Raw genomic sequence first — 3,697 nt, 5'->3', positions numbered from 1 at the left:
GGCGCCAACCTGAAAGAAGCCAACCTCGAAGGGGCGCAGCTCCAATACGCCGACCTGCGCGCCGCCGATCTATCCAGCGCGGTGCTGCGTGGCGCCGACTTCTCTGGCGCCGACCTGCGCGGGGCGAGCCTCCGGGGTGCAGACATCGAGGGTGCGAACTTTGAAGGGGCGGTGAGGGAGTAGGGCGACACTTTTTCCTCTCTCTTTCAGGGAGTGGGTGCCCGGAGGGCGGGTGAGGGTGGAAGGCCTGTACCGATTCGCCGCATTCACCCTCACCCTCGCTTTGCTTGACCTCTCCCTGAAAGGGAGCGGTGTGGGAGGAAGCGACATCCTTTTCCCGCGTGCTACGCTCCCGCTCGTGCAACCGGGCGAGTCATCACAACCGTCCCTTCGGCGGGCGCTCGGCCTGCCGCTTCTTACCCTGTATGGGCTCGGCACCATTCTGGGGGCCGGGATCTATGTGCTCGTCGGGGAGATCGCGGCGAAGGCCGGGGTGCTCGCGCCGCTCTCTTTTGTACTGGCGGCGCTCATGGCGGCATTCACCGCGCTCTCCTACGCCGAGCTTTCCTCGCGCTTCCCGCGCAGCGCCGGCGAGGCCGCTTACATGCACGAAGCCTTTGCGCGCCCGGCGCTCTCGCGGGCGGTGGGCATCGCCATGGCGGGCGTTGGAATCGCTTCGTCGGCGACGATTGCAGAGGGTTTTGCCGGTTACCTCACGGTCTTCGCGGAAATCCCCGAATGGGTTTCGGTGACGCTGCTCTGCTGCGCGCTGGTTGCGCTGGCGATCTGGGGGATCAGCGAGTCGGCCCGCGCGGCCAGCGCCATCACGCTGCTGGAGATCGGCGGGCTGCTCTTTGTCGTGGCAATGGCCGGCAGCGCGTTGGGGGAACTGCCCGCGCGTCTTGAGGCGCCGGGCGCGCTGCACTGGGGCGGCGTGGGGGCGGGCGCGCTCTTTGCGTTCTACGCCTTCCTGGGTTTCGAGGACATGGTCGTCGTCTCCGAGGAGGTGCGGGACCCCTCGCGCAACCTGCCGCGGGCGATCATCATCGCGCTGGTGGTGAGCACGCTGCTCTATCTCATCGTCGCGTTGGTGTGCGTGGCGGCGGTGGAGCCCGCGCGGCTTGGGACCTCGAAGGCCCCGCTCTCGCTGGTGCTTGAAGGGCACGGCGGCGCGCGCGTCATTGCGCTCGTCAGCCTCTTTGCCGTGAGCAACGGCGCGCTCATCCAGATGATCAAGAGCAGCCGGATTCTCTACGGCCTCTCGCGCGAGGGCTGGATCGGCCCGGCCCTCGGGGTGGTGGGCGCGCGCACCCGCACGCCGGTGCGCGCCACGCTCCTTGTCGGCGCGCTCGTGTGGGGGCTCTCGCTGCTGTTCGATCTGGGCGCGCTGGCCAGCGCCACGAGCTACCTGACGCTCGGCGTCTTCGCGCTCGTCAATGCCGCGCTCATCCGCGTGAAATCCAGTGGTGCTGCACCTGCCGGCGTGCGCGTCTTCCCGTTATGGGTGCCCTGGTGCGGTTTTGGCGTGATATTTATCTTTCTGGCGTACAGTGCTTTCTGGAGATAATTCTTATCATGGAGTTCTTGTATTCCATCTACTAATCGCTGGCGCCGCGACTACAATACGTTGCAATTCAAGCGAGCTGGACCCGAGCGGTTCACGAAAGATAGATAAGGGGATTTGAGGATATGAAGAAGTTTCAAACCATGGCACTTGTGTGCCTTTTTGTAGTGGCTGCCGCGAGCACCGGTTGCAGCGATGACGACTTGGCGTTGCTTCCGGGCATTTCGCTTGGCAGTGTCGATGCGAGCACCAACGGTGAGGAAATTGCCGACGGTATCGAGACAGAGTGTGGTTACGGTGATGGCTGCGACGGCATCCTGCAGACCCCGGCGATCTCGGGCGCTTCCGTCAAGGAATTCAATGATGATGTTGCCGATTTTAACGATCTCGACGACGACGATGCTGAAACGCTCTTCGTGATGCTGTTCGCCCCGGCCTTCAGCGATCCGCTCGATACCGATGACATTGAAAACGCTGACGATTTCGATGATGCAGTTGCTGATCTCACCGAGCCTACGGAAATGACCTTCAACATTACCCGCACCACAAACTGCAACTCCACGGGTGGTAGCGATGGTGATGCTCTCGGCGGTATCATTCGTGAGGCGCTGGTCCTTACTGCCGAATTCGACGACATGGGCATTGTCGGTAACAGCGATATTGATGCGCAGTACATCGTGACCTTCGCCAACTGCCTGTTCGAGGGCAACCTGCTCAGCCAGCCGCTTCCGGTGGGTGATGGAGTCACGCACACGACGGCCATTCGTCTCAACGGTGGCTATGCCCTCGACTATGTGCGTCCGGACGGCACGATTTCGCCGACCAACGCGGAAGTTGCCTCGCTGAAGGGCACCGTCCTGCTCTCCACCGACGCTGACGGCGATGGGGTCTTCGGCAATGAGTTCTGGACCAACATCGTGACCTTCGATGGCGAAGACATCTGGGACGATGATGTCGTACCCTCCAACGGCGGCGCCTGCGCCGGCGGGCTCATTGATTTCGGCCCGGACGACGAGGACGACGGGGACGACGACTGTGCCGATGGTGGTGAAGTGTTCATTCCGGCCAGCGATGTTGTTGAGGCGCTGGAGCTCGACAACTTCTGGAGCTTCTTCTACTAAGTTCGCCCCGATTTTGATTCGACTGCCAGGCCGGGCCCCGTATGGGGCCCGGCTTTTTTTGTGGGGGGCCGAAAAGTTTGAGCTATTTGCGGCAAGGGGAAGTAGAGTGCGTCCCCAATTAGAGGAACAGAGGAGACAGTGATGAAGAAGATTCTTGGAACGGCACTCTCGTGCTTGTTTGTGATGACGGCCGTGGCGGCTTGTAGTAGCGACACATCGGTATTTCTGCCGGGCATCTCGGTAGGGGCTTCGGACGCCGAATTCAGTGGCACGGATCTCGCCGATGCGCTGGAGAGCACCTGCAATGGCGATTGCGACGGCGACCTGGACAACATCGGACTTGCCGATGTGCCCACGAACGATGCCGACGCCCTCCGGAATCTGGTGCAGCTTCTGGTTGGACCCGGAAGCGAACTCGACAACGATGACCTGGAGGCGACCGATCGCTTTGCCGATGTGACCGAAGCCCTGACCGAAGAGACCGAGCTCACCTTCAACGTGACGCGCACGACCTACTGCAACAGCACCGGCACCGGCGGCTCGGCCGCGGGCAATGGAGCCGGAGGCGCCATCATCGAGACCTTCGTTGTCACCACGACCTATGACGACATGGGCCGGGTGCCCGGAGCCGACTACGAGACCACCCGCACGGTGATTTTTGCCAACTGCCTGATCGAGGGCAACCTGCTCGACCAGCCGGCGCCCGCGGGCATCACGCTCTCGAACGAGAGCGCGGTCCGCCTCAACGGCCAGTGGACGGCCCACTACTTCAATGCCGAGACGCCTTCGGAGGGCACCCCGGATGTGAACGAGCTTTACGGCACCGTGACGCTTTCCACCGACGGTGACGGGGACGGCATTTTCGGCAAGGAATTCTGGACCCACGTCGTCAACCTGGACGCGATCTATCAGTACGACGGGTCGGACGCGATCCAGAACGGCGGCATGTGCGCCGGCGAAGCCATCGAGTTCGACGGGGACGACACGACCGATAGCGGCGACAACTGCGCAG

4 protein-coding genes are annotated in these 3,697 nt (G+C 62.7%); all 4 read left to right on the top strand.

Features of this window, described 5'->3' with window-relative positions; translation table 11 throughout:
* On the top strand, positions 1–183 hold a 183-nt coding region (locus KDH09_00235), incomplete at its 5' end, for a pentapeptide repeat-containing protein (protein MCB0218092.1).
* A gap of 130 nt (positions 184–313) precedes the next feature.
* The gene (locus KDH09_00230) at positions 314–1,567 is read left to right on the top strand and encodes an amino acid permease (GenBank protein MCB0218091.1); all 1,254 of its coding nucleotides are present in this window, start codon (positions 314–316) and stop codon (positions 1,565–1,567) included.
* A gap of 122 nt (positions 1,568–1,689) precedes the next feature.
* Positions 1,690–2,685, top strand: coding sequence for a hypothetical protein (locus KDH09_00225; protein ID MCB0218090.1), 996 nt, complete (start codon positions 1,690–1,692; stop codon positions 2,683–2,685).
* A 141-nt stretch (positions 2,686–2,826) separates the two neighbouring features.
* Positions 2,827–3,697: hypothetical protein (locus KDH09_00220; protein MCB0218089.1), on the top strand; the 871-nt coding region annotated here is incomplete at its 3' end.

This window comes from Chrysiogenia bacterium (assembly GCA_020434085.1).
Classification (GTDB): Bacteria; JAGRBM01; JAGRBM01; order JAGRBM01; family JAGRBM01; genus JAGRBM01.
This window is presented reverse-complemented; position numbering and strand designations above follow the sequence as displayed.

Excerpts from the sequence above, each read along its gene's own strand:
- KDH09_00225 (MCB0218090.1), top strand. The coding sequence starts at position 1,690 with ATGAAGAAGTTTCAAACCATGGCACTTGTGTGCCTTTTTGTAGTGGCT.